Below are 23952 nucleotides of genomic sequence, written 5' to 3'. Positions count from 1 at the left end.
GGTGTGCGCTCGCTGTGGGCGGGGCACTGGATGTTAGGAAGGGTCCCCTGCTATGCACGAGGCGTTAGCAGGGGACCCTTCCTTTCACGCAATCCGTCAGGTGCGGACGTGCACCTTGCCGTCGAGTTCGGCGCGCAGCTTCTCGCCCTCGATGTCGACGTTGGGCAGCAGCCGGTCCAGCCAGCGCGGCAGCCACCAGGCCACCTTGCCGAGCAGCGACATGACCGCCGGGACGATGGTCATCCGGACCACGAAGGCGTCGATGGCCACACCGATCGCCAGCGCGAAGCCCATCGACTTGATGACCGGGTCGTCGAGGAAGACGAAGCCGCCGAAGACCGCCGTCATGATCAGCGCGGCGGCGGTGACCACCCGGGCACCGTGCCCCATCCCGTTGATGGTGGCCTGCTGCGCGGTGTCACCGTGGACGAAGTCCTCCCGCATCCGGGAGACCAGGAAGACCTCGTAGTCCATGGCCAGGCCGAACAGGATGCCGATCAGCAGGATCGGCAGGAAGCTGATCAGCGGGCTCGGGGTGTCCAGGCCGACCAGGTCCGCGAGGTGCCCCTGCTGGAACACCGCGACGGTGAGACCGAAGGTGGCCGCCACGGTGAGCAGGAAGCCCAGTGCCGCCTTGACCGGCACCAGCACCGACCGGAACACCAGCATCAGCAGCAGGATCGACAGGCCGACCACCAGGCCCAGGTAGACCGGCATGGCGTCGGAGAGCTTGTCCGAGATGTCGATGCCGATCGCGGTCACGCCGGTCAGCAGCACGTCGGCGCCCTGGACGCCGTCGACCGCCGTACGGATGTCGTGCACCATCGTCTCGGTGGCCGGGTCGGTCGGGCCGGTCTGCGGGATCACGCCGAGCAGCGCGGTTCGGCCGTCCGGGCTGAGCTGCGGCGGAGCCACGGCCAGCACGTTCTCGGTGTTCTGCACCAGGTTGGCCACCTGCGGCACGGCGGCGGCGGTGGCCTGCGCGTCGTCACCGGCCACGACCACCGCGAGTCGGCCGGTGAAGCCCGGCCCGAAGCCCTCGGTGATCAGGTCGTTGGCGACCCGGGGAGCCGAGCCCGCCGGTGCGGTGCCGGCGTCGGGCAGGGCGAGGCGCATGTCCGGGGCGGGCAGCGCGAGCAGGCCGAGCCCGATCACGCCGGCCAGGATCACCGGGATCCGGAAGCGGGTGAGGAACGCCGCCCAGCGGAACCCGAACGTCGACCGGTCCTCGCCGGTGACGGTGGCCGCGTCGGGGCCGACGCCGTCCTCGGTCGCCTCCGACGGGCGCTGGTCGCCGTCGGTGGCCTGCGGTGCGGTGGTACGCAGCTTGCGGGGCAGCACCCGGCGACCGGCGAACCCGAGCAGGGCCGGTTGCAGGGTGATCGCCACCAGCACCGCCACGGTCACCGTGCCGGCCGCGGCCAGACCCATCACGGTCAGGAACGGGATGTTCACCACCGACAGCCCGGCGAGGGCGATGACCACGGTGGCTCCGGCGAAGACCACGGCGGATCCGGCGGTGCCGACCGCTCGACCGATCGCCTCGTCGGCGGGTAGCCCCTCGACGAGGTTCTGCCGGTAGCGGGAGGTGATGAACAGCGAGTAGTCGATGCCGACGGCGAGGCCGAGCATCAGCGCGAGGATCGGCGCGGTGCTGGTCAGCTCCACCACGCTGCTGAGCGTGAAGAGGCCGGCCATGCCGACGCCCACACCGATCAGCGCGTTGAGCATGGTCATCCCGGCCGCCACCAGCGAACCGAACGTGATCACCAGGACGGCCAGGGCGACCGCGACACCGATCGCCTCGGTCGAGCCCACCTCGGGCTCGGCGTTGAGCACCTCACCGCCGGGGGCGACCTGCCAGCCCTGGGCTTCGGCCTGGGTGCCGATCTCCTCGTACGCCTCGCGCTGCTCGTCGGTGATCGCGTCGGAGCCGTCGCCGAACTGCACCTGGATCAGGGCGTACCGGCCGTCCGGCGACACGGCGCCGACCTGGAACGGGTCGACGGCGGCGAGGACGCCGGGGACCGCCGCGGCCTCCTGGGTGATCGACTGGACCACCGCCTGGCCTTCGGGTGTGCCGAGCTGTCCCTCTCCGGGCGCCTTGACGGCGATCGTGCCGGTCGCGCCGGACGCCGCCGGGAACTGCTCGGCGAGCAGGTCGAGAGCGCGCTGCGACTCGGTCCCGGGCATGGTGAAGTTGCTGGCCGTCGGGCCGCGCAAGGTCGCTGCGGCCAGGCCGAGCCCGACGAGTACGACGAGCCAGATCGCGGCCACGAGCCGCCGTCGGCGCATCGAACCCCGGCCAAGCCGGTAGAGCAGGGTCGCCATGAGGTCCTTTCCCTCGGTCAGTGAATGGTGGAACGGGTCAGTGCACGGGCTCCAACGCCCGTCGCAGCAGCGCGAGCAGGGCGGCCCGTAGGTCCTCGTCGGACACCTCGGCGAACTGTCCGCAGGTCTCCGCGATGCCGGCGAGCAGCACCAGTGCGCAGATCCGGGCCGAGTCCCGGGACGACCGTCCGGCCAGGGCGGCGATGAGCCGCTCGGAGATCTCGTGGATGTGCGCGAAGTCGGGTTGTTGCAGCAGTTCCGGGAACTCGCCGCGGAGCAGGGCGATCTCGCTGCGGAACCGGACCGCCAGGTCGACGAAGCCCTCGGTGGCGACCTGCTGGGCGCGGGCGGGGTCGTCCTGCGCGGTGATCCGGTCGTCCAGCGCCTGCAACACCTCGATCGCGGGCGCCATCAGCTCGGTGAGGATCGCCTCCTTGTTGGCGAAGTGGTAGAGCACTGCCGCCTTGGAGCAGCCGACCTCCCGCGCGATGTCCTGCAACGAGGTGCCCCGGTAGCCGGTGGCGGCGAACCGCCGCGTGGCGGCGGCCAGGATCTCGTCGTGGGTCTGCTGGGTCGGGCGGGCCATGCCAGCCAGCATGCCTGACCGATCGGTCAGAGGCTGACCGATCGGTCAGATCAGTGGTCTTCGCCACAACCAGCCGGGTTTGATCGGCTATCGGGCCCTGCGCCGTGCCGAGCGTCACCTGCCGGTGGCGGAGCCGGAAGCCGCGTCACGGCGGGCGGATCGGCGTGACTCCGGCCACGTTCCAGCGTGCCCTGTCGAGCTGAGAGCGTGGGCGGATCGGCGTGGTTCGGTTGACCGTGTGCCGCTACGGGGCGATGGTGAGCGGATGAGTCGGGCGGACGAGACCCGGGACGGCGTGGCGCTGACCAACCTCGATCAGGCGCTCTTCGACGGATCCGGCGCGATCAAGCGGGACCTGGTCGACTACCTGGACGCGGTCGCCGACCGACTCGTCCCGCACCTGCGCGGACGGCCGCTGTCAGTGGTCCGGGTACGCCCCGGCCAACCGCCGTTCATGCAGAAGAACCTGCCCCGCTACACCCCGGACTGGGTACGCCGGGTGCCGGTCTGGGCCGAGGCGTCCCACCGGGAGATCGCGTACGCGCTCTGCGACGACCGCCGTACCCTGCTCTGGTTCGCCAACCAGCGCGCGGTGGAGTACCACCCGACGCTGGCGGTGGCCGACGACCTGAGCCGTCCCACGCACCTGGTGCTCGACCTCGATCCGCCCTCCGACGGCGGCTTCGGTGCCGGGGTGGCCGCCGCGCTGCTGGTCCGCCAGGCCCTCGCCGACGCCGGGCTGGCCGGTGCGGTGAAGACCAGCGGTGCCAAGGGCGTACACGTCTTCGTGCCGATCGCGGCCGGTCCGGACGCCGAGGAGTTGGCCGCCGCCACCCGGGCGCTCGCGGCCCGCGCGGAACGCCTCGATCCGGCGCTGGCCACCACCGCCTTCATCCGGGAGGACCGGGCAGGCAAGGTATTCGTGGACCCCACCCGGTCCGGCGGCGCGACCGTCGTCTCCGTCTACAGCCCCCGGCTGCGGCCCGGCGTGCCGGTCTCGTTCCCGGTGCCCTGGGCCGACCTGGAGTCGGTGGCCCCGGCCGACTTCACCATCCGCACGGTGCCCGGTCTGCTCGCGGACCGGGATCCGTGGGCCGCGGAGATGCCGCCGCCGCAGCGGCTTCCGGCCGACCTGGTGGAGGAGGGCCGGACCATCCCCGTCCCCCGGGTGCAGGCCATGCACGAGGGGCGTCGCCGGGCCCGCGCCCGCCGCGCCGAGGGCGGTTGAGGGCGAGGCCGCGCTGCGGTCCGGTAGGTGCCGACACGACGCCGGGCCGGACCGTGATGGCGGTCCGGCCCGGCGTCGCGTCGGGGCGTCAGATCATCCAGCGGTGCCGCTGCACGAAGGGCAGGCGGGCCCAGATCCGACCCAGACCCCAGGTGTGTCCGGCGTACGCGGCGGCGAGGGCGATCAGCGCCACGGCGTAGATCAGGTGGTAGTCGACGAGCGGGTTGGTCGAGCCGGTCGGGTCGCCTCCGGCGGTGAACCGGGCGAGCGGGAACTCGGCCAGCCACATCAGCGCCATCATCACCGTGCCCGAGGCGGCGGCGATCCGCAGCCCGACGCCGGCCACGAGGGCGACGCCGATGGCGGCCAGGCCGACCATGAACAGCACGTCGGCCCACCAGGTGCCGGCGATGGTGTGGGCGATCGACCGCAACGGGCCCACCTCCACGTTGGCGAGGAAGCCCCGGGTGGGGGAGCCGCCGTTGATCCAGGCCCGCTCGGCCGGGGTGGCGTATGCGAGGCCGAAGGTCTTGTCGAGGAAGGCCCAGAGGAAGACCAGGCCGGTGGCGACCCGCAGGACGGCCAGCGCCCGCGCGGCGGTGGTGGTCAGCATGGCGCCGGGCATCTCCGCGTGCTCAAGCGGCCGTTCGATCGATCGGTGAGTGCCGTGGTGGATGGTCATCGTCGCCTCCGCTGTCAGCTTCCTACGAGACCACCATCCCGCGCGCCGGTGGTCCGGCACCTGGGCCGGAACACCTGAGCCGGGCAGGACCAAGGTCCCGTCCCGGACGGGACCGTCGGCGACCGGCCCGTACCCGTACCGTCCGCCCGACGCCTACCGTCCGCCCGATGCCTGGTCCGCCCGGCGCGGGCTGCCCGGTCTCGGCCAGCCCGGTCTCGGTCAGCCCTTGATGGTCCAGCGTTGCTTGGTGACCCACTCGGCGCCCGGTGCCACGGCCAGCTCGCGCCACTCGATGACCAGGAAGTCGGCACCCGGCCGCCGGACCGGTTGGGCCAGTTCCAGGACGGCGAAGTGGTTCGGCTGGTTGTGCTCCAGCTCGTGCTGGCTGACCCCGGTGCTGCCGCAGCCGGAGACGATCAGCGGGCGGGGTGTGACGCTGGAGTCGTTCTGCGGGATCCGCACCAGGGTCTCGCGAAGCTGCGGCTTGTGCTTGTGCCCGTGCAGCAGCAGCGAGAAGCCGAGCCGTTCCAGGCGCTGCTCCACCAGCCCGGCGTCGCGGACCGTGGACAGGTCCAGCACGACCGCGTTACCCCGTCGCGGCTCCAGCGGTTCGGGGAAGGGGTGCAGGTGGTGGTGCATGACCGCGACCCGTACGTTCTCCGGCGGCTCCTGCTCCAGCAGTTCCTTGACGATGTCGAGCTGACGCTTGCCGATGTAGCCGTAATGGTTCTGGTCGTCCTCGAAGATGCAGGAGTTCAACCCGACGACGGTCATCGTCCGGTCGGTACGTCGATAGACGATCTCCCTCGCCTCCGGCCGGGTGCCCGAGGTCCGCAGGTCCCACTTGACGCGGGGAAAGACCTCGTGGAACAGGTCCTCGCCATAGAACTGGTGCGCGAAGGTGAGGTAGTTGTCGAACCGGTTGGCCCGGTTCGACTTCGTCTGGAGCCAGTCGATGTCGTGGTTGCCGGGCACCAGCACCACCTGACTGCGGTCCATCCCGGTGTTCTCGCACAGCTCCGTCAGGAACTGCCGGACCAGGTCGAACTCGTCCTGCCGACCGGTGTAGGTGGAGTCGCCGGAGACCACCAGCACGGCGTCCGAGGCGGCGCAGCCGGAGCGTCTGAGGGCGGCGTGGAACTCCCGGGTCAGCTCGACGCTGAGCCGGTCGGAGTTCTCGGTGTCGGCGAACCGGTGCACGTCGATGAGGCTGTCGCCCTCGGTGATCGATCCGAAGTGGACGTCGGAGATGTGGAAGATCATCCGACGGGGGAACTCCGGGTCGGTCGCCGGGGTGCCCCGCTCGTCCACGGTCGTCGACGCCCGGTCCTTGGCCCCGTCGACCAGCCAGCGCGCGAAACCGTCCGCGTCGTGCAACGGCAGGCCGTTGGCGTCCAGCATCAGGATCTGGTCGGCGGTCGACTCCAGGTGGAGCCGTTCGGCACCGTACCGGACCGCCGCCCTGCCGAAGCGACGGGCCGCCTCCACGTCGCCCAGCACGAAGTGGGCCTCGGCGCGGACCAGGTTCGCCCAGGAGTCGGTCTCCTGACCCGGGCGGGAGTCGATCTCGTCGAGCAACTGCCGGTACCGGGCGAGCGCCGGTTCGGGGTTGCCCGGATCGGCGATCGCCATCATGCCGGCGCAGGCCACCGCCAGGTACAACGAGGTGGGGGAGAGGGTGGCGCCCTGTTGGTAGAGGCGCAGCGCCTCGGCGTACCGGCCCTGGCGTTTGAGGGCGCCGCCGAGCATGCCGAGCGTCTCCGGATCCGACGGGTTCAGCTCGTACGCCCGGTTCAGCGCCACCTCGGCCGCGTCGAGCCGGGTCAGCTTGCGCAGGTAGAAGCCGCGCTGCCGGTGCACCTCCCAGTCGCCGTCGGCTTCCGGGAAGGCGGCGTCGAGCACCTGGACCGCGCTGGAGTAGTCGCCCTCAGCGGCCAACCGGTTGCTCAACGACAGCAACGCCCCGGTCGGCAGGTCACCCGACTGCCGCGCCCAGTGCCAGACGGCGAGCAACTGCTCGATGTTCCGACTCCGCTCGATCTTGTGGTGCAGTTCCTGCTCGAAGGCGACCCGATCGGTACGCGGATGGAAGTTCAACCCGAGGTCGCTCAGTGCGTCCCGGACCGGATTGTGGACGTGCGGGCTGTCCGAGATGAGTGCCTCGCGGTACGCGAACCGGAACCGCGGATCCTGGTCGAACTGTGGACTGTAGAACAACACCCGCTGGCTCTTGAGGTCGAACGGCAACTCGGTGCCGTGCACCGCGACAAGAATCGTCTTGCCCGGCGAGATCGCCTGCCGCACGCCCAACTCGTAGTAGACGCTGCCGTTCGGCGAGCTGATGTCGGCGACCACCACGTCGGCGGCCTGGAGATGCCGGAACGCCTGGTTGACGATGGTGCCCGGCTCGGTGATCTCGTCGGCGCGGAACACCGACCAGCCGGCGTCCTGGGCCACCGGGCGCAGGATCCCGTGATAGAAACGGTCGAAGTCGTGCATCAGGCCGGAGGGCAGCCGTTTCAGCCCGAACGGCATGATGACGAAGAGCTTCTTGGCACCCGAGATGTTCGACATCGACTTTCCGATCGGCTGGTCAGGTGTGGCTCTCGAAGAGGCCCTTGCCGTTGACCCGGACCAGGGCCGCCAACTCGCTGAAATCAGCGTATTCGTAGACCCGGATCCGGGGTATGTCCGGATGATTGGAGTTGGCCGCTCCACGGAGGAGGAACGGCAGCGCAGCCGAGGTGTGTCTGAAATAGATGGACGGCTTGCCCAGGGCGATCGCCACCCCGGCCTCCACCAGCGAACTCGACGGATTCGACAGCGGCAGCACCAGCAGGAAGTGCCGGCTGCGCGCCAGCGCCCGCAACTCGTCCCGGAAGCCCAGGTCGACGGCGGGGAAGTCGGTGATCTCGGGACGGTCCCGGCCGGCGAAGTAGCAACTCAGCCCGGCACGCTGCTCGATCTCCCGGATCAGCACCATGATCTGTCGGCGGTGGACCGGGTACTCCGACGCCGGCAGCGAGGCCATCGGCGTCGAGACGAAGACGTCGAACTCCGGCCCGTCCCCGCTCAGCGAGCGGCGGCGTACCGTGGCGCTCACCGCGACCGTCGCGCCGGTGACGGCCACCCCGGCGAGGAACGACACCAGTGCGACCGCGACCGCACCGCCCTGCCCGGCGAGCAGCGGCACCGCGCCCTGCACGACCGCCACCACCACCGTGGCCGAGGCCGCGATCGCCGCACCGCCGTAGGACGCCTTCTCGGTTGCCGAGATCCGCGACCAGCGTACGTTCACCCGGGGCACCGGCAGCCCTTCCGCAGAGTGGCGAGGTGCTCACAGCATAGTGTCGGCCCGCACCCCCGTACCGACCGCCGATCGGGGGTCAGACCGGCCCGCGACGGAGCGGTCCGACGCCGGTCGGTCGGCAGCCGACCCGGACCTGCCGACCGCGAGCCGTGTCGGCGCGGGTCCACGAAGACCCGTGCACACGACGAAGGCCGCCGACCGTGTTCGTGGTCAGCGGCCTTGCGCGTAGGTCGTTTCTGGTGCCCCCGGCAGGATTCGAACCTGCGCCCCCGCCTCCGGAGGGCGGTGCTCTATCCCCTGAGCTACGGGGGCTCAGCGACTGGTGAAGACTAGCAAACCCGCCCCCTGATCGCCGAACCGGCACCCCGACACCACCCCGACCCACCCGTCACCCCCGCCCGCACCCCGCTCCCGCCCGGCCTGTCTCCGTTGATCAAGAAGTTTTGGCGCTCGCCGGGATGCTCCGGAGGCCAAAACTTCTTGATCAACGCGGGGAGGGGGTGGGTGGGGTGGGAGGGGTGGGTGGGATGGGGTGGGTTAGGCGGCTTGGGCTCGGCCGCAGCTGGGGAGGGGGTGGGGCACGATGCGGCGGGGGAGGCGGCGGGGCCACTCGTTGCGGGCCCAGGAGCCGTCCACGATCAGGTGCACGGTGCGCTGCTCGGTGCCGCTGAGGCGGAGCACGAAGTCCCGGGGGAGTGCCGGGTCCACCGACGGAGTGGTGACCATGAACCGCACCCGGCCGCGCGAGGAGACCGCCGAGATCACGTCGGCTGCCGGCATGGTGCCGACGAGTCGTACCCGGCCGAGCCAGTAGACCTCGGCGAGGTGTTCCTGGGCGGCCCGGGTGATGGCCGGGTACTCGCTGCGTACCCACCGCTCGACCGCGCCGACGCAGAGCCCGCAGGCGCGCTCGCGCGGCTCGCGTGGGCCCAACCCCCAGGCCCGCAGGTACGCCCCGACGACCCCGGCGTCCAGGGTCAGCCCGAACTGTTGCTCGATCAGGGTGTGCAGACTCTGGCGAGTCCACAGCTCCTCGTCCAGGCCGAACTCGTCGGGATGGACGCCCCGCAGGGTGTCGATCAGTTCCAGCTCCTGTTCGCGGCTGAGCGCTCCCGACTCGCTCTGCCGCTGTCCGCGACGGACGGCTGCCACCGCCCCGTCACCGCCGATGGTGTGGCGTCGGCACCAACTGGTGACCGAACGCCGTGCGTCTCTGAGTGCAACCCCCACGTCCTGCGCAACGAGCCCGAATCCCAACTGGTCACGATATGTGGGGAGAAAGGTTGTCAAGCTCAGTAATTAGTTCAGAAAGTGCAAAACGTGCTAATCGGACATGAGGGTGGCGCCTCGGCGGGTGGTCTGCGTACGGGCGAGGGGCCCGGCCGGTGTGTTCGGCGGGCCCCTCGGGGTGGAACGTCGTCGCGGCGGTCGCGGACCGGCCCGGTCTCAGCCGGCGGCCTCCTGGAGCTTCCGGAGCTCGTTGATCTCCTTCTGCTGTGCCTGCTTCATGGCCTCGGCCATCCGGACCACCTCGGCCCGGTCGGACGTCTTGAGGAGCCCGTCGACCATGTGGATGCCGCCCAGGTGGTGCTTGATGATCAGGTCGATGAAGAGGCGGTCGACCTCGGTGCCCTGGGCCTCGTGGAGTTGGGTGATCTGCTCCCGGGTGGCCATGCCGGGCATCAGCCCGTTCGCGTCCACCCGTACGCCGTCCGGCATCCACTCCATCGCCGGGCGGGTGCCGGTGGGCAGCAGGTCCCACTCCTGCAACCAGCGCTGCATGTGACCGATCTGCGCCTGCTGGGTCAGCGCCATGTCGTACCCCATCTGCCGGATCGCCGGATCCTGGCCCTTGGCGTACGCGATCATGGCCATCTCGACCGCCTGCGCGTGGTGCCGGGACATGTCCCGGGCGAAGCCGGCCTCGGCCGACTCCTCGCCCGGGGTACGCCCGGCGGCCAGCGTGGCGGCCGTCCAGCCGACGGCGAGCAGCATCAGCGCGGTCACGGCCAGCGTCAGGTAACGCAGCGTCCGGGAGGCCGGACGGGGCGCTGCCCCGCCCGTCTGCTCGGTCACCGGTGGGTCCTGCACGGCGGTCGGCATGTCAGCCACCCATCGACGGCTGCATCTCGCGCGGCTCGCTGCCGGTGCCGGTGGTGTAGTTGCCGGAGGAGCACGGCACGCCCGGCTCCATCGAGGCGTTCTGCGCCAGCACGGTGGCGAACTCCTTGAGCCGCGAGTCACCGGCGTCGTCGACCTTGAGCTGGTAGCCCCACGCCTGGATCGAGACGGGCTTGTCGAGGCCCTCGTAGGGGCTCATCAGCATGAAGTCGTTGCCCCGGATGATCTCGGCCAGCTTCTCCACGTCCGCCTCGGGCAGGTCGGGGCGGTAGGTGATCCAGACCGCGCCGTGCTCCAGGCTGTGCAGCGCGTGCTCGTTGGCGATCGGCGCCGTGTAGACGTCACCCTGGCAGCGCTGCCAGGTGTTGTTGTGCGGACCGCCGACCGGCGGGCTGTGCGGGTACTCGATCTTGCCGGCCCGGTGCTCCTGGTTGGCGATGCTCTCCGGGTCGCTCTCCCGGAAGTTGACGATGCCGTCGATCGCGGCGGCCTTGTCCTGCCACGACTGGCTGCCCTTGAAGGTCGCCCAGGCGCCGAAGCCGATGATCGAGGTGGCGAGCACGCCCACGGCGACGAAGAGGGCGATCGGCCCCCACGAACGGCCCTGGCTGACCTTCACCGGGGTGATCGGCTTGCGGGGACCCTTGCCACCGCCGGAGCGGGGGGTCGCCGGCTTCTTGTCGCTGGTCGGCTTGGCGCCGGCGGCCGGCCGACCTGCCGCCGGCTTCTTGCCGGTGCTGACCACGGTCGGGCGGCGCTGCGGGCCGCCCGGGGTGCTGATGCTCATCGTGCCTCGTCAGGTCGGTCGGTCAGAGGAGTCCGGCGGCCCAGCCCCCGATGCCGGGTCGCCGCCGCGGGGACCGAGTCTACCCCCGATAACATGGTTCGGTGACTCCCGCTGAACTCGCCGAAGCCGTCCTGGCCGCCGCTCACGCCGTCTTCACCGACCGAGGGCTGGACCGCTCCGCGCTGCCGGAGCACACGACGGTCGAGCGTCCCCGCAATCCCGAGCACGGCGACTACGCCGCCACGCTGGCGCTCCAGCTCAGCAAGAAGGTGGGCGTCCCGCCCCGCGAGCTGGCCACCGCGCTCGCCACCGAGTTGGGCAGCACGGCGGGGATCAAGTCGGTGGAGATCGCCGGTCCGGGCTTCCTCAACATCCGGCTGGACGCCGCCGCCGCCGGTCAGCTCGCCCGGACCATCGTCGAGGCGGGCGAGGAGTACGGCCGGAGCGACCGGCTCGCCGGTCTGAAGATCAACCTTGAGTTCGTCTCGGCCAACCCGACCGGGCCGGTGCACATCGGCGGGGTGCGGTGGGCGGCGGTCGGCGACGCGCTGAGTCGCCTGCTGCGGGCCACCGGCGCCGAGGTCGGTACGGAGTACTACTTCAACGACGCCGGGTCGCAGATCGACCGGTTCGCCCGTTCGCTGCTCGCCGCCGCCCGGGGCGAGGCGGCCCCGGAGGACGGCTACGGCGGGGCGTACATCGCCGAGATCGCCGCCGAGGTCACCGCCCGGCGGCCGGAGGTGCTGTCGATGGACGAGGCCGCCGCCCAGGAGGTGTTCCGGGTGGAGGGCGTCGCGCTGATGTTCGAGGAGATCAAGTCCTCGCTGCGCGACTTCGGGGTGGAGTTCGACACCTACTTCAACGAGAAGGACCTGCACGACCGGGGTGAGCTGGAGCACGCCCTGACCCGGCTGCGGGAGCAGGGCCACGTCTTCGACGCCGACGGCGCGACCTGGCTGCGCACCACCGACTTCGGTGACGACAAGGACCGGGTGCTGCGCAAGTCCAACGGCGAGTGGACCTACTTCGCGGCGGACTGCGCCTACTACCTGGACAAGCGGGAGCGCGGCTTCGACCGGGTCGTGATCATGTTGGGCGCGGACCACCACGGCTACATCGGCCGGATGAGGGCGATGGCCGCCTGCTTCGGCGACGAGCCGGAGCAGACCCTGGAGATTCTCATCGGCCAGTTGGTCAACCTGGTGCGCGACGGCGCACCGGTGCGGATGAGCAAGCGCGCCGGGACCGTGGTGACCCTGGAGGACCTGGTCGACGCGATCGGGGTGGACGCCTCCCGGTACGCGCTGGCCCGCTACTCCAGCGACTCCCCGATCGACATCGACATCGAGTTGTGGACCAGGGCCACCCGTGACAACCCGGTCTACTACGTGCAGTACGTGGCGGCCCGGACGGCCAACGTCGCGCGTAACGCCGCCGAGGTCGGGGTGAGCCGGGGCGACGCCGACGCGTTCCGGCCCGAGCTGCTCGACCACGACAAGGAGAACGAGCTGCTCAAGGCGCTCGCCGAGTTCCCCGCGGTGGTGGCCGCCGCCGCCGAGCTGCGCGAACCGCACCGGGTGGCCCGCTACCTGGAGGACCTGGCCGGGGCGTACCACCGGTTCTACGACAACTGCCGGGTCCTGCCCCGGGGCGACGAGGAGGTCACCGACCTGCACCGGGCCCGGCTCTGGCTCAACGACGCCACCCGGGTGGTCATCGCCAACGGCCTGCGCCTGCTCGGCGTCTCGGCCCCCGAGAGGATGTGACCGATGCGCGCTCACGAGGCCGGTGCGCTGCACGGTGACATCGGCAACCGGGGGCCGGCCTGGCTGCGTACCCCGGCCGACGTCAACGCCCTGGTGCCGCGCCTGTGGCCGCGCAACACCCGGCGCGGCGACGACGGCGCGCTGGTCGTCGCCGGGCTGGACGTCCGAGACGTCGCCGCTCGGTTCGGCACTCCGGTGTACGTGCTCGACGAGGACGACCTGCGGTCGCGCTGTCGCGACTTCCGGGCCGCCTTCCCGGACGAGGACGTCTACTACGCGGGCAAGGCGTTCCTCTGCCGCGCGGTGGTCCGGATGATCGCCGAGGAGGGTCTGTTCCTCGACGTGTGCAGCGGTGGGGAGCTGGCCGTGGCGCTGGCCGGCGGGATGCCGCCGGAACGGATCGGGTTCCACGGCAACAACAAGTCCGTGGCCGAGCTGACCCGGGCGTTGGACGCCGGGGTGGGCCGGATCATCGTCGACTCGTCGGACGAGATCGACCGGCTCACCGTGCTGGCCCGCGAGCGGGGCGTCCGGCCCCGGGTGATGATCCGGGTCACCGTCGGCGTGGAGGCGCACACCCACGAGTTCATCGCCACCGCGCACGAGGACCAGAAGTTCGGCTTCTCGCTGGCCGGGGGCGCGGCGAGCGCGGCGGCGCTGCGCATCCTCGACGAGGACGTGCTGGAGCTGCGCGGCCTGCACTCGCACATCGGCTCGCAGATCTTCGACACCAGCGGCTTCGAGGTGTCCGCCCGCCGGGTGCTCGCGCTCCAGGCGCAGATCCGCGACGCCCGTGGGGTGGAGCTGCCGGAGCTGGACCTCGGCGGTGGGTTCGGCATCGCGTACACCACCCAGGACGACCCCTCGACCCCGCACGAGCTGGCCAAGCGGCTGCGCCGGATCGTGGACGCGGAGTGCGCGGCGGAGCGGCTGACGGTGCCGCGTGTCTCGATCGAGCCGGGTCGGGCGATCGTCGGCCCGGCCGTGTTCACCCTCTACGAGGTGGGCACCGTGAAGTCCGTGCTGGTGGGTGCCGGTGGTGACGCATCCGACGGGCACCGCGCCTACGTCAGCGTGGACGGGGGGATGAGCGACAACATCCGGACTGCGCTCTACGACGCCGCGTACTCGGCGACGCTGGCGTCCCGGGTCACCTCGGGCGGGTCGATGCTCGCCCGCGTGGTGGGAAAGCATTGTGAGTCCGGGGACATCCTGGTGAAGGATGAATTCCTGCCCGCCGACGTGCAGCCCGGAGATCTTGTCGCGGTGCCGGGCACCGGTGCCTACTGCCGCAGCATGGCCAGCAACTACAACCACGTGCCCCGCCCCCCGGTGGTCGCGGTGCGGGACGGCCAGGCCCGGCTGATCGTTCGACGGGAGACCGAAGAGGACCTGCTCGCCTTGGATGTGGGATGAATCAACCTGTGCGCCTGGCCCTGCTCGGCTGCGGCACCGTCGGTGCCGAGGTGGTGCGACTGCTGCACGAGCAGTCGACCGACCTCGCCGCCCGGATCGGTGCCCCGCTGGAGATCGCCGGCATCGCGGTACGCCGGCTCGGGCGTGACCGTGGTGACCTGCCGATCGATCCGACGCTGTTCACCACCGACGCGCTCGGGCTGATCAAGCGCGACGACGTGGACGTGGTCGTCGAGGTGGTCGGCGGCATCGAACCGGCGCGCGGGTGGCTGGTGGAGGCGCTGCGGGCCGGCAAGAGCGTGGTCACCGCCAACAAGGCGCTGCTCGCCGAGGACGGCGGCACGCTGCACGACGCGGCGGCCGAGGGCGACGCCGACCTCTACTACGAGGCGTCGGTGGCCGGAGCGATCCCGCTGCTGCGCCCGCTGCGCGAGTCGCTGCACGGTGACCGGATCACCCGGGTCACCGGCATCGTCAACGGCACCACCAACTTCATCCTCTCCGCCATGCACGCCACCGGCGCGGGCTTCGCCGAGGCGCTGGAGGAGGCCACCGAGCTGGGGTACGCGGAGGCCGACCCGACCGCCGACGTGGAGGGCTTCGACGCGGCGGCCAAGGCGGCGATCCTCGCCTCGCTGGCCTTCCACACCCGGGTCGGCGCCGACGACGTGCACCGGGAGGGCATCACCGAGGTGACCGCCGCCGACGTGGCCAGCGCGAAGGCGATGGGTTGCACGATCAAGCTCCTCTGCATCGCGGCACGGGGTGCCGACGGGCAGGGGCGCGAGACGGTCAGCGTCCGGGTGCACCCGGCGATGATCCCGCTGAGCCACCCGCTGGCCGGGGTCGGCGACGCGTTCAACGCGGTCTTCGTCGAGGCCGACGCGGCCGGGCAGTTGATGTTCTACGGGCGGGGCGCGGGCGGTTCGCCGACCGCCAGCGCGGTACTCGGCGACGTGGTCGCGGTGGCCCGCAACCGGCTGGCCGGGGTTCGGGCGGCCAGCGAGTCCGCCTACGCCGACCTGCCGGTACGCCCGATGGGTGAGGCGCTCACCCGCTACCACATCAGTCTCGACGTGGCCGACCGTCCGGGTGTGCTGGAGGCGGTCGCCGGGGTGTTCGCCCGCCACGACGTCTCGATCGCCACCGTGCGTCAGGGGCCGGCCGGCGGCGGCGCCGGGGGAGCGGGCGAGGCGATCCTGGTCATCGTGACCCACGTGGCGCCGGACGCGGCCCTCGCGGCGACCGTCGGTGAACTGCGCGGGCTCGATATCGTCCGTTCGGTGGCGAGCGTGCTGCGGGTCGAGGGGGGCTCGTGAGCGGGCGGACCGGATGCGGACGACTCCCGGCCGGTGGTGACCGGTGACGGGTACGAGAGGCGAGGAGAACGGCATGTGGCGGGGTCTGATCGAGGCGTACCGGGACCGGTTGCCGGTCACCGACGCCACGCCGGTCGTCACGCTGCACGAGGGGAACACGCCGCTGCTGCCCGCGCCGGTGCTCTCCGCGCGGCTCGGCTGTGACGTCTACCTCAAGGTGGAGGGCGCCAACCCGACCGGGTCGTTCAAGGACCGGGGCATGACGATGGCCGTCTCCAAGGCGGTCGAGGCGGGCAACAAGGCGATCATCTGCGCCTCCACCGGCAACACCAGCGCCTCCGCCGCCGCGTACGCGGCCCGCGCCGGGGTGACCTGTGCGGTGCTGGTGCCGCAGGGCAAGATCGCTCTCGGCAAGCTGGCCCAGGCGCTGGTGCACGGCGCGAAGCTGCTCCAGGTCAACGGCAACTTCGACGACTGCCTGGCGCTGGCCGCCAAGCTCGCCCAGGACTACCCGGTGGCGCTGGTCAACTCGGTGAACATCGACCGGCTGCACGGCCAGAAGACGGCCGCGTTCGAGATCGTGGAGGCGCTCGGCGACGCGCCGGACATCCACTGCCTGCCGGTCGGCAACGCCGGCAACATCTCCGCGTACTGGATGGGGTACGTCGAGGACGCCCAGGTCGGCAACGCCACCCGCACCCCGAAGATGTACGGCTTCCAGGCCGCCGGTGCCGCGCCGATCGTGACCGGGCAGGTGGTGCCCGAGCCGTCGACGATCGCCACCGCCATCCGGATCGGCAACCCGGCGAGCTGGACGAAGGCGTTGGACGCCCGGGATGCCAGCGGTGGCCTGATCGAGGCGGTCACCGACCGGGAGATCCTCACCGCGTACCGCCTGTTGGCCCGGGAGGTCGGCGTCTTCGTGGAGCTGGGCAGCGCGGCCAGCGTGGCGGGTCTGTTGCAGCAGGCCGCCGCCGGTCGGGTGCCGGCCGGGTCCACCGTGGTCTGCACCGTCACCGGGCACGGCCTCAAGGATCCGGAGTGGGCGATCACCACGGCTCCGGCGCCGGTCACCATCGCCAACGACCCGCTCGCTGCGGCCCGTTCCCTCGACCTCGCCTGAGGGTGACGAACCACCCGCTTGCTCCTTTATGACCGTTTAGGGCGGGAAGCGACGTATCTAGCGGTACAACTGTGGGGTGGCTACCGACCCGGTGGCTGCCGAGGCCCGGCGGGCACCCGGCGCGACAGGCGTCGCGCCCGTCGTCGCCGTGCAGCCACGGACCTCCTACCTGGACCTGCTGCGCGCCGCGGCACTGGCCCGGGTGCTGCTGTACCACGCCACCGGCTGGCTGTGGCTGAGCCTGCTGGTCCCGGCGATGGGCGTCATGTTCGGCGTCGCCGGTGCGTTGCTGGCCGCGTCGCTGGACCGGTACGGCACCCGGGCCATCGGCCGCCGGATGCGCCGACTGCTGGTGCCGTTCTGGGCCTTCGGCGCGACGGTGCTGGCGCTGGTCGCCGTCGCCGGTCAGGTCTCCGGCGCGCCGAGCGGGTTCGGCTGGGACGACGTCTGCTGGTGGCTGCTGCCGTTGCGGGTGCCGTCGGTCGGCGGGGCACCCTGGGGGTGGGCGTTCACCGTCGGTCTCTGGTACGTCTCGACGTACCTGTGGCTGACGCTGCTCTCACCGCTGCTGCTGCCGCTGTACCGCCGCTGGCCGTGGCCGGTGCTCGCGGCGGCCACCGCGCTGCCGGTGTGCACGCATCTCGCCGGGGTCACCCAGTTCTATTTCGTCGTGTCGTACCTGCCCTGCTGGCTGCTGGGCTTCGCGTACCACGACGGGCTGCTGGGGCGGGTGTCGGCCCGCCTCTGCCGCGGCCTGGTCCTGGTGCTGGGCGCCGTCGGCGGCACCTGGGTGCTGCTCGCCGTGACCACGGGTGCGCCGAGCGAGCTCAACCACATCCCGGCCGGCTCCACCATCTGGTCGATGGCCTGGGTCGCGGCGCTGTTGCGGCTGGCTCCCCGCTCGTCCGGCGCTGTCCGGGCGACCGGCCCGGCCCGCGCCGAGGGGGACCGGCCGGCGCGGGGCGGTGCGCTGCTGCGCCTGGTCAACGCCCGGGCGCTCACCGTCTACCTGTGGCACATCCCGGCCAGCGCGGCGATCACCGCCCTGCTCATGCCGTGGCTCTCCTTCGACTCCGTCGCCCATGTGGGGCTGCGGTTGGTCGGGATGATCCTGCTGACCGTCGCTGCGGCGCTGGCCGTGGGGTGGATCGAGGATCTCGCCGCCCGGCGTCGTCCACGACTGCTGTGGGTGGGCGCCCCGGCGACCCCTCGGCCGCCGCGCCGAAGCCGCGCCGAGGTGCCACGTCGGCGGGCCGCCGTCGACCGGCCCGTCGAGCCCGTGCCGAGCGCCCTGCCGGGGGAGTCGGGCGGGTGACGGCGGTCGAGGCGGAGTGGCGGACGGTCAGCCCCGGGGCGCGACCGCGCCGCTGATGGTCCGGACGACCAGGCCGAGAGCCTCGTGCCGGGAGACCTCGTGCGAGGCAAGGTAGCTCCAGCCGGCGTACAACTGGGACCAGAGCACGGTCTGCACCCACGGCGCGGGCAGCGTCGGGTCGATGCTGCCGTCGGCGTGGCCGCGCGCGATCATCGCGAAGAAGTCGTCGTCGCAGACCTCGGTGCCCCAGACCGGGTCCTCGACGATCGTCGGCTCGGCGAAGACGAGGGAGAGCAGGTCGCCGAGGTCGAAGTACTCCGCGCAGAGGCGGAGCAGCGCCTCGGCGCCGGTGCCGTCGGCGAGGCGGGCCCGGACGGTCGCCTCGTTGAGCCGTACCGCGCCCTCGGCGGCCACCGCGGCCAGCAGGTCGGAGCGTTCGGCGAAGTAGCGGTGCAGGGTGGTCCGACCGACCTGGGCGGCGGTGGCGATCTCGCCGAGGCTGGCGGCCTGGTTGTGACCGAGCACCTCGATCGCGGCCTGCAGGATGGCCTGCCGGGTCCGCGCCCGGCTGCCGCTCTCGTCGGTGGTCGTCACGCCGGACAGGTTATCAACGTACGGATTCGGAATATAGCTTGCCCGTAGTGGAACAGTAGTGTTCCATTGCGGGGTGACTGTGACCGCCGTACCCGCCGCGACCGAGGCGGAGCCGACCGCCCCGACCGCCCCGAGGGCCCGTACCAGGCTGCTGCTGACCTACCTCCGCCCGCACTGGCCGGCCATGCTGGTCGGGTTGCTGCTCGGCCTGGTCGCCAACGCGGCCGGGCTGGCCACCCCGCTGGTGACCAAGTGGGTCCTGGACACCCTCGGTGCCGGGGAGTCGCTGGCCCGACCGGTCACCGTGCTGCTGGTGCTCGTGGTGGTGGGCGCGGCCATCTCGCTGTGGCAGTGGGTCCTGATGGGCCGCATCGCCGAGCGGGTGGTGCTCGACGCCCGCACCGGGGTGATCCGCCGCTACCTCGCCGCCCGGATCGACCAGCTCACCCACCGTTCCGGCGGCGAACTGGTCACCCGGGCCACCTCCGACCCCGCGTTGCTGCACCAGGCGTCCGGCAGCCTGGTCGGCCTGACCAACGGGGCGTTGGCGCTGGTCGGGACGCTGGTGCTGATGGGCGCGCTCGACCTGGTGCTGCTCGGCGCGACGATGGTCGCGGTGGTCGTGGTGGCGGTGCTGATGGGATACCTGCTGCCCTCGATCGGCAGGGCCCAGGAGGCGGCCCAGGAATCGGTCGGACGCTTCGGTGGGGCCCTGGAGGGTTCACTGCGCGCCATCCGGACGGTCAAGGCCAGCCGCGCCGAGCAGCGCCAGACGTCGGCGCTCACCACACACGCCCGCGAGGCCGCCGAGCACGGCCTCCGCGCCGCCCGGCGCAGCGCCCTGGTGTGGACCATCTCCTGGACCGGCATCCAACTCGCCGTCATCGTCATCCTGGGCGTCGGCGCGGCCCGGGCCGAACAGGGCCTGATCGAGGTGTCCACGCTGATCGCGTTCCTGCTCTACGCCTTCGGGCTGATGGGGCCGATCAGCGAGCTGACCCAGAACCTCACCGCCATGCAGGCCGGCATCGCGGCGGCCGGCCGGCTCCGCGAGATCGAGGCGGTCGAGGTGGAGCCCGGCTCCACCGCCACGGCAGCCGCGCCGGAGGCCGTACCGCCGGTCGTCACCGCCGGACACCGCGACCCCGCCGGGCCGGTGCTGACGCTGCGGGGCGTCACCGCCCGGTACGGGCCCTCGGCGCCACCGGCCGTGCGGGACATCGACCTGGAGATTCCCCGCGTCGGCCACACCGCGCTGGTCGGGCCCTCCGGAGCCGGCAAGACCACGCTGTTCTCCCTGCTGCTGCGCTTCCTCGAACCGGAGCACGGCGAACTGCTGCTGGACGGCCGCCGGTACGGCGACCACACCCCGGCGCAGATCCGTGGCCGACTCGCCTACGTCGAGCAGGAGGCGCCGGTGGTGCCCGGCACCATCGGGGACAACCTGCGCTTCACCCACCCGGACGCGAGCGACGACGAACTGTGGACCGCACTGCGGGCGGTGAACCTGCACGACAAGGTGAGCGGGCTGACGCTCGGGCTGGACACGCCGCTCGCGGCCACCACCGTCTCCGGCGGCGAACGGCAGCGCATCGCGTTGGCGCGGGCGGTGCTGCGTACCCCGGACGTGCTGTTGCTCGACGAGGCCACCTCGCAGGTGGACGGCCTGACCGAGGCGGTGGTGAGCCGGTGCGTCCGGCAGCGGGCCGAGGAAGGGGCGGTGGTGACGATCGCGCACCGACTCTCCACCGTGCTCGACGCCGACCAGATCGTGGTGATGGAACGGGGCCGGATCCGCGCCGTCGGGGACCACGCCACCCTGCTGCGCACCGACGAACTGTACCGGGATCTGGTGGCGTCGCTACGGATCGGCACCGCCGAACCGGTGCCCGCCGGGGCCGCCCCGGACACCGAGGGGCGGACCGGGTCGGGCACACTGCTCGTGCCCTTCGAACGTCTCCCCCAGGAGTGAGCCACGCCGATGTCGCTGCTCGCCAGATTCAGCCTCGCCAACCGAGGGCTGGTCGCCCTCATCGCGGTGGTGACCACGGCGTTCGGTGCGTACGCCGTGCCGTCGCTGAAGCAGCAACTCCTGCCCTCGTTGGAGTTCCCCGCCGCGTTCATCGTGGCGTCCTACCCCGGTGCCGGACCCGAGGTCGTCGAGTCCCAGGTGACCGTGCCGATCGAGAACGGCCTGCAAGGCATCCCGGCGCTGGACAGCGTCACCTCCACCTCGCGTGAGGGCCTGAGCACCATCCAGGTGCAGTACGAGTTCGGCACCGACCTGGACGACGTGGTCAACCGGATGCAGACCGCACTCAACCGCACCCGGCTGCCCGACGGGGTCGAGCCGCAGGTGATCGCGGGCAGTACGGACGACCTGCCAGCCGTGGTGCTGGCCGCCAGCGGCGGTGACGACGAACGCGCTCTCGCGGCCAAGCTGCGGGACACGGTGGTCCCCGAATTGGCGGCCATCGAGGGCGTACGCGGTGTCGAGCTGACCGGCGTCCGCGACGACCTGGTGGTCATCACGCCCGACCCGGCCAAGCTGTCCCGGGCCAAGGTGCAGCCCACCGCGATCGGCACCGCGTTGCAGGCCAACGGGGTGTCAGTGCCCGCCGGTGCGGTCCTGGACGGCAACCGGGCGCTGCCGGTGCAGGTGGGTGCGCCACTGACCACCCTGGACGACCTGCGGGCCGTCATCGTCGCGCCGCCGAAGGGCAAGACCGGTCCGATCCGCCTCGGCGACGTCGCCACCGTCTCCGAGCAGCTCGCCCCGGCCACCGCCATCACCCGTACCAACGGTCGGGAGAGCCTGGGCCTCGCGGTCACCGCGGACCCGGACGGCAATGCGGTGCAGATCTCGCACGCGGTCGCCGACCGGCTCGACGGCCTGCGGGCCGCCACCGGCGCCGAGCTGACCGTCGTGCTCGACCAGGCCCCGTTCGTGGAGAAGTCGATCAAGACGTTGAGCACCGAGGGTCTGCTGGGCCTGATCATGGCCGTGGTGGTCATCCTGGTGTTCCTGCTGTCGATCCGTTCCACCGTGGTCACCGCGGTCTCCATCCCGCTGTCCGTGGTGGTCGCGCTGCTCGCGCTCTGGATCGGCGACTACTCGCTCAACCTGCTCACCCTCGGCGCGCTGACGGTCGCGGTCGGCCGGGTGGTGGACGACTCGATCGTGGTGCTGGAGAACATCAAACGGCACCTGACGTACGGCGGGCCGAAGCGGGAGGCGATCCTCACCGCCGTCCGCGAGGTGGCCGGTGCGGTCACCGCCTCCACCCTGACCACGGTCGCCGTCTTCGCCCCGATCGCCCTGGTCGGCGGCTTCGTCGGCCAGCTCTTCGCACCGTTCGCGATCACGGTGACGGTGGCGCTGCTCGCCTCGCTGCTGGTCTCGTTGACCGTGGTGCCGGTGCTCGCGTACTGGTTCCTCAAGCCGGTGACCGGTGCCGACGGGGCGGCCGTGCGCAGCGCCGCCGAACAGCGGGAACTGCGCAGCCCGTTGCAGCGGGCGTACCTGCCGGTGATCCGGTTCGCCACCGGCCGGCGGGCCTACCGCTGGGCCACGCTGGCGGCCGGTCTGGTGGTGCTGCTCGGCACGTTCGGCCTGGCCCGGCAGTTGGAGACCAATTTCCTGGACGACTCCGGCCAGGACACCCTGAACATCCGGCAGGAGCTGCCGGTGGGCACCGGGCTGGGCGGCACCGACGCGGCGGCTCGCCGGGTCGAGGCGGTGCTGGCGGAGACGCCGGGGGTGCGGTCGTACCAGGTCACCGCCGGGGGCGGCGACTCGCCGTGGGGCGGTGGTGCCGGCAACAACGTGGCCAGCTACGCGCTGCTGCTCGGCGAGGAGACCGACGCCAAGGAGATGCGCGGCATCCTGCGCGACCGGATCGGGGCGCTCGGTGCCGAGGCGGGTGAGATCACCTTCCCGGCGGGTCAGGGCGGCGCGTCCGCCAACGAGCTGGCCGTGGTGGTGCGGGCCGCCGACCCCGAGGCGCTGGCCCGGGCCGCCGAGCAGGCCGAGGCGGTGCTGACCCGCCTCGGGGGCGTCGAGGACGTCTCGTCCACCCTGACCGAGCAGGTGCCGAGGGTGGAGGTGACCGTCGACCGGACGGCCGCCAGCCGGGCCGGGCTCACCGAGGCCGCGGTCGGTCAGCTCGTCGCACAGGCGTTCCGGGGTACGCCGCTGGGCCAGGTGAGCCTGGACGACGGCGCGCGCGACGTGGTGCTGCGGTTGTCCGCGCAGCCGCCGACGACCGTGACCGAACTGCGCGAGATGCGGGTCGGCGCGGTGAAGCTGGACGACATCGCCGAGGTCACCGAGACCACCGGACCGCAGCAGGTACGGCGGATCGACGGTGAGCGCAGCGTCTCGGTGACCGGCACGGTGACCGGCTCCGACCTGGGGGCGATCAGCGCCGAGCTGCAACGTGAGCTGGACGCGATCGACGTACCCGGGGCGACCCTGACCCTCGGCGGGGTCAGCGCCGAGCAGCGGGACACCTTCGCCGATCTCGGCCTGGCCGTGCTGGCCGCGATCGCGATCGTGTTCCTGATCATGATGGCGACCTTCCGCAGCGTCGTACAGGCGCTGATCCTGCTGGTCTCGATCCCCTTCGCGGCCACCGGCGCGGTCGTCCTGCTGCTGGCCACCGGCACCGCGTTGAGTGTGCCGGCGCTGATCGGCGTACTCATGCTCGTCGGCATCGTGGTGACCAACGCGATCGTGCTGCTGGACCTGGTCAACCAGTACCGGGCCCAGGGAATGGGCGTACGGGAGGCGGTGGTCGAGGGTGGACGCCACCGGCTCCGCCCGATCCTGATGACCGCCATCGCGACCATCTTCGCGTTGACGCCGATGGCCTTCGGGCTCACCGGCGAGGGCGGGTTCATCTCCCGACCGCTGGCGATCGTGGTGATCGGCGGTCTACTCAGTTCCACCCTGCTCACGCTGATCCTGGTGCCCACGCTGTATGCCATGGTGGAGGACACCAAGGAGTCGGTGCGGGGTCGGCGTCGGGGCCGGTCCGGCCCGCCGCCGGGGGACGCGCGACGCGAGGTCGAGCCCGCCGACGCGACCGGCGACGAGCCGGCCGGCGGGGAGGCGGATCCGGCCGCGCCGGCCGCCGAGGAGCGCAGACCGGAGAGTCGACCGGTGCCGGCGGCGCCCACCGGCGCGCTGATCGAGAGCACCGACCAGTTCGAGGTGCTCCGGCTGCCGAAATCCCGCAACTCACCGTTCCCGCCCACCGAGTGAAAGGAGGGGTCCCCTGCTAACGCCTGGTGCATAGCAGGGGACCCCTCCTTACATCCACGGCGGATGTCCGCGCCCCGACTCAACGGGGGAGGACGGCCGGGTAGGGTC

Annotated in this window: 17 protein-coding genes and 1 tRNA gene; 8 read left to right on the top strand and 10 right to left on the bottom strand. The window is 71.8% G+C overall.

The features are described 5' to 3' along the window. Positions 1-96 precede the first annotated feature (96 nt). Entirely contained in the window at positions 97-2331 is a 2235-nt protein-coding gene (locus ACQVFL_RS25040; RefSeq protein WP_431727724.1) for an MMPL family transporter, read from the bottom strand. A 37-nt stretch (positions 2332-2368) separates the two neighbouring features. Beyond that, a complete protein-coding gene (locus tag ACQVFL_RS25035) occupies positions 2369-2917 on the bottom strand; it encodes a TetR/AcrR family transcriptional regulator (protein ID WP_396690678.1) in 549 nt (182 codons plus the stop codon). Positions 2918-3182: 265 nt separating this feature from the next. Between ACQVFL_RS25035 and ACQVFL_RS25030 the strand changes: the two genes are divergently transcribed. Next, positions 3183-4145, top strand: coding sequence for a DNA polymerase domain-containing protein (locus ACQVFL_RS25030; RefSeq protein ID WP_396690680.1), 963 nt, complete (start codon positions 3183-3185; stop codon positions 4143-4145). Between the two features lie 88 nt (positions 4146-4233). Here the strand turns inward: ACQVFL_RS25030 and ACQVFL_RS25025 are convergent, their stop codons facing one another. The 7 genes from ACQVFL_RS25025 to ACQVFL_RS24995 all read right to left on the bottom strand — a co-directional run bounded on the left by ACQVFL_RS25025 (position 4234) and on the right by ACQVFL_RS24995 (position 11045). Continuing rightward, positions 4234-4827: a hypothetical protein gene (locus ACQVFL_RS25025; protein ID WP_431727723.1), complete on the bottom strand. Its 594-nt coding sequence runs from the start codon at positions 4825-4827 to the stop codon at positions 4234-4236. A gap of 219 nt (positions 4828-5046) precedes the next feature. Then, the gene (locus tag ACQVFL_RS25020) at positions 5047-7401 is read right to left on the bottom strand and encodes a metallophosphoesterase (RefSeq protein WP_396690684.1); all 2355 of its coding nucleotides are present in this window, start codon (positions 7399-7401) and stop codon (positions 5047-5049) included. 19 nt (positions 7402-7420) lie between these two features. After that, positions 7421-8125 (bottom strand): hypothetical protein, encoded by a 705-nt coding sequence (locus tag ACQVFL_RS25015; RefSeq protein WP_396690686.1) that lies wholly within the window; start codon positions 8123-8125, stop codon positions 7421-7423. Between the two features lie 249 nt (positions 8126-8374). Continuing rightward, a tRNA-Arg gene (locus ACQVFL_RS25010) sits at positions 8375-8449 on the bottom strand. A gap of 225 nt (positions 8450-8674) precedes the next feature. Then, on the bottom strand, positions 8675-9367 hold the full coding sequence (locus ACQVFL_RS25005; protein WP_396690688.1) for a winged helix-turn-helix domain-containing protein: 693 nt from the start codon (positions 9365-9367) through the stop codon (positions 8675-8677). 216 nt (positions 9368-9583) lie between these two features. After that, positions 9584-10240 (bottom strand): DUF305 domain-containing protein, encoded by a 657-nt coding sequence (locus ACQVFL_RS25000; RefSeq protein ID WP_431727722.1) that lies wholly within the window; start codon positions 10238-10240, stop codon positions 9584-9586. 1 nt (position 10241) lies between these two features. Beyond that, positions 10242-11045: a DUF3105 domain-containing protein gene (locus tag ACQVFL_RS24995; RefSeq protein WP_396690692.1), complete on the bottom strand. Its 804-nt coding sequence runs from the start codon at positions 11043-11045 to the stop codon at positions 10242-10244. Between the two features lie 101 nt (positions 11046-11146). Here ACQVFL_RS24995 and argS point away from each other — a divergent pair, with 101 nt between their 5' ends. From argS to ACQVFL_RS24970, 5 genes are all read left to right on the top strand, one after another. Beyond that, positions 11147-12811, top strand: a complete 1665-nt coding sequence (gene argS, locus ACQVFL_RS24990; RefSeq protein WP_396690694.1) for an arginine--tRNA ligase — start codon at positions 11147-11149, stop codon at positions 12809-12811. Between the two features lie 3 nt (positions 12812-12814). Then, complete coding sequence (gene lysA / locus ACQVFL_RS24985; RefSeq protein WP_396690696.1) at positions 12815-14227, top strand: diaminopimelate decarboxylase; 1413 nt, start codon at positions 12815-12817, stop codon at positions 14225-14227. Between the two features lie 8 nt (positions 14228-14235). Beyond that, entirely contained in the window at positions 14236-15546 is a 1311-nt protein-coding gene (locus tag ACQVFL_RS24980; RefSeq protein ID WP_396691008.1) for a homoserine dehydrogenase, read from the top strand. 73 nt (positions 15547-15619) lie between these two features. Continuing rightward, positions 15620-16669 carry a threonine synthase gene (gene thrC / locus ACQVFL_RS24975; protein ID WP_396691010.1) on the top strand — a complete coding sequence of 350 codons (1050 nt, stop codon included), beginning with the start codon at positions 15620-15622 and terminating at the stop codon, positions 16667-16669. 76 nt (positions 16670-16745) lie between these two features. Beyond that, complete coding sequence (locus ACQVFL_RS24970; RefSeq protein WP_431727721.1) at positions 16746-17984, top strand: acyltransferase family protein; 1239 nt, start codon at positions 16746-16748, stop codon at positions 17982-17984. 27 nt (positions 17985-18011) lie between these two features. Here the strand turns inward: ACQVFL_RS24970 and ACQVFL_RS24965 are convergent, their stop codons facing one another. Continuing rightward, a complete protein-coding gene (locus ACQVFL_RS24965; protein ID WP_396690700.1) occupies positions 18012-18578 on the bottom strand; it encodes a TetR/AcrR family transcriptional regulator in 567 nt (188 codons plus the stop codon). A gap of 73 nt (positions 18579-18651) precedes the next feature. Between ACQVFL_RS24965 and ACQVFL_RS24960 the strand changes: the two genes are divergently transcribed. After that, positions 18652-20550 carry an ABC transporter ATP-binding protein gene (locus tag ACQVFL_RS24960; RefSeq protein WP_431727720.1) on the top strand — a complete coding sequence of 633 codons (1899 nt, stop codon included), beginning with the start codon at positions 18652-18654 and terminating at the stop codon, positions 20548-20550. A 9-nt stretch (positions 20551-20559) separates the two neighbouring features. Then, the gene (locus ACQVFL_RS24955; RefSeq protein WP_431727719.1) at positions 20560-23844 is read left to right on the top strand and encodes an efflux RND transporter permease subunit; all 3285 of its coding nucleotides are present in this window, start codon (positions 20560-20562) and stop codon (positions 23842-23844) included. Positions 23845-23952: the final 108 nt, after the last annotated feature.

Source organism: Verrucosispora sp. TAA-831 (assembly GCF_050780145.1).
In the GTDB taxonomy this organism is placed as follows: domain Bacteria; phylum Actinomycetota; class Actinomycetes; order Mycobacteriales; family Micromonosporaceae; genus Micromonospora.
Note: the sequence above shows the minus strand (reverse complement) of the source record. Positions and strands in the feature narration are given on the sequence as shown.